General features: G+C 43.5%; 3 protein-coding genes. All 3 read right to left on the minus strand.

Annotated features, from left to right (window positions below; all coding sequences use genetic code 11):
• Positions 1 to 87: 87 nt before the first annotated feature.
• A complete protein-coding gene (locus DW862_RS25515) occupies positions 88 to 1,866 on the minus strand; it encodes an IS66 family transposase (RefSeq protein ID WP_120071140.1) in 1,779 nt (592 codons plus the stop codon).
• An 81-nt stretch (positions 1,867 to 1,947) separates the two neighbouring features.
• Positions 1,948 to 2,298 carry an IS66 family insertion sequence element accessory protein TnpB gene (tnpB, locus tag DW862_RS25520; protein WP_120071143.1) on the minus strand — a complete coding sequence of 117 codons (351 nt, stop codon included), beginning with the start codon at positions 2,296 to 2,298 and terminating at the stop codon, positions 1,948 to 1,950.
• Position 2,299: 1 nt separating this feature from the next.
• Positions 2,300 to 2,668, minus strand: a complete 369-nt coding sequence (locus tag DW862_RS25525) for a hypothetical protein (protein ID WP_170834904.1) — start codon at positions 2,666 to 2,668, stop codon at positions 2,300 to 2,302.
• Positions 2,669 to 2,746: the final 78 nt, after the last annotated feature.

Raw genomic sequence — 2,746 nt, forward strand, 5'->3', positions numbered from 1 at the left:
GTAACCATACTATTTTCCGCCACGCCAATTTTATCGGCTGTCTTTCAGCCGATAAAATAAAAATGCCCGTAAGAAAATATTTTTGTTTTAACATTCCGGTTTATAGAAACATGGCAGAAGAGCCTTCTTGTCGCAGTCCTTACCATGAAGAATACATTCAAACAAGTGTTTCAGGTAATTCTGAGGGTCTATGCCGTTCAACTTACAGCTTTCTATCAGAGAGAAGGTGAATGCAGAGTTTTCTGCCGCATCCTCACTGCCAACGTTCATACAGTTCTTGAGCAGCAGCTTTACAGGTTTCATCCTTTGCTCACAGAGGTTGTTCGAGATTTCTGCTGAACCGTCCTTGAGGATATTTCTCAAGGATTTCCACTGGTTTATCGTATAGTTCACGGCCTTTCTCATCAGTTCGTTAGCCATAATCTTCGCATCCTGCATCATCATGACCACCTTATGATGGATACGTTCAAGAATCGGTCCTGTAAGCTTAAGCCTTCTTTCCTTAATCTGCTCACCGCTGAGTTTCATCATACGGAACAGGTCTTCATTTCTGAACATCTCACCGATAGGATCTATTATGTCCATCGCTGTTCTGTCTGAAGGCAGGGCATCAACCCACAACCTTCTACAGTGCGTCCAGCATCCTATATGAAGCACCTTTGAGTCGTCTCCGTCAAACATCCTGTAAACCGTATATCCGTCAGTGGATATGGTTCCCATAAAATATTCCAGGAATGATTTTGCCGCATCGGACGACCTGCTGCCGTTATTATAGTGATAATAGACCATCTTAATATGCTTGGCAAAGAAAGCCCATAAGTACTTTCTCCTGTAAGCCTTACCTTCCTTTGTTTCCACTCCAACAAGCTCAGTAGTCTCATCAACCATAAGGTAATTAGCTCTCTGTACAAACTCCTTGAAGACATCTTCCATGAACTCCCTTAGTTTGGCGATTCCGTTATGGATATAGCTGTTCAGCGTGGTATTGCTTATGTGGATACCCTCTCTTGCAAGCAGTCTTATCTGTCTGTTCTCAGGCATGCTGAAGTCATATTTCAGACAAAGCAGACGGGCAAGCAGTTCAGGAGAGAAGATACCTCCAAGGTTTTTCAGCGGATGTTCCATCGTGCTTGTGAAAGTGCCGTCCGCAAGCTTTACCCTTGCCACCTTGTAAACATGCTCCACGTTATGAGCCCTTACATGTTCTATGACCCTGTATTCCCAAACATCAGGCATACCGTTGCGGTTCATAAACCGTCCCCCTTCTGGAAGCGTGTAATACTCGTCCACTTCATGTACTACCACCTTGTCAACTTTCAATTTTGTTTTCCCGGCACGTGGTGCGGTTTCCTTTCTCCTTGAAGGTTTGCTGTTCTGGGCAGGTATGTTGCCGGAAGAGGTATTGCTGCCAGTTTCGTTATCATCGGTCTTATTATTATCATCCTTCCTGTCAGAACCGTCATACTCGGATTGTTCCAGAGCGGACTTGTCGAGATTACGGTTGTTCAACAGCCTTCTTTGCTCGGAAGTACGGCCGAAACGGTGTTTCCTGCTGTCCTCAAGCTGAAGTCTGAGATTGGAGATCTCGTTTGCCAGCATCCTGTTCACCTCATCCTTTGCTTCAAGCTGCTTTCTCATAAGTTCCATTTCTTTCCTGTAATGTTCAACCGTGGTTGACTGCTTTTCGATGGTATCTTTGAGATCATTGATGGTATCTATCAGATTTTTAGAGTTCTCCCTGTTGGATTCTTCAATAGACTCAAGCCTCGCAATCAATTCTTTATTCTGTTTGCGAAGCCCTGCCTTTTCCTCATTCGCCAGACCCAGCTGGCAGCAAAGTAACTCGTATGCTCTTTCATCAATCATGATATAAAGGTACGAAAAATCAGGTACTTACGCAAACTTTTTACCGCTTATTTTTATACTATTATATTGATAATCAATATGTTAATATTGACCTTTCGGACTAACGTACATCTTGTCAACTACAATGCTTTCCGTAAGATAAGCCATGTCCGACCACTGTATCCGGTAGCACCTGGAGACTTCATCAAATACAGGTTTCTTGAATTTGCCCATAACAGGACGTTTTTCGTAAAGCACATAAAAACCGCGTTCGTAATGAAGTATCTTCACAACCTTTCGGTTCCGGGACATGAACATATATACATTGGACGCATCGCTCGGGTCAAGGGACATTTCTTCCCTTATACTCTCACACAGACGGAAAATGCCTTTCCGCAAATCAACATTACCGTTAAACAGGTAATAGTTCAGGTTAGCACTCAGTCCAAGCATATCATCCTATCATTTTATTAAGCAACAGGCTCAAATCAAGAACGGTGGTGTTTCTCAGGAACAGTGTTGCGCCAGACGCCAGCTGTAACTTGATCCATTTTATTGGTGGTTCACCTTCAGGATGTTTCACGTCCAACTTCACAGTTGGACTATTGCATGGTTTCCCGGTTATCTGGACTTTGGCAACCTTGGGCTGCTCAACCTGGACTGTCTTGCCTAACTTCTCACTCCACAACTGGTGACGCTGCCAGTTCATGAACTTGTCGTAATTTACACCATAATCAGCACAGAACTCTCGAAGATCTTTGGTCTCGCTGCATAACTGGTAGAGGTCATATACCTCCTGATAGTTTACTTTTTCTTTTGCCATAATCATTCTTGTTAAAGGTTACGGCGCAAAGATATGGCGGCTAACAACTTATGTCAAGGCGGAAAATAGAATGGTTAC

It is taken from the genome of Bacteroides sp. AM37-9 (assembly GCF_003603455.1).
Taxonomy (GTDB): domain Bacteria; phylum Bacteroidota; class Bacteroidia; order Bacteroidales; family Bacteroidaceae; genus Bacteroides; species Bacteroides xylanisolvens.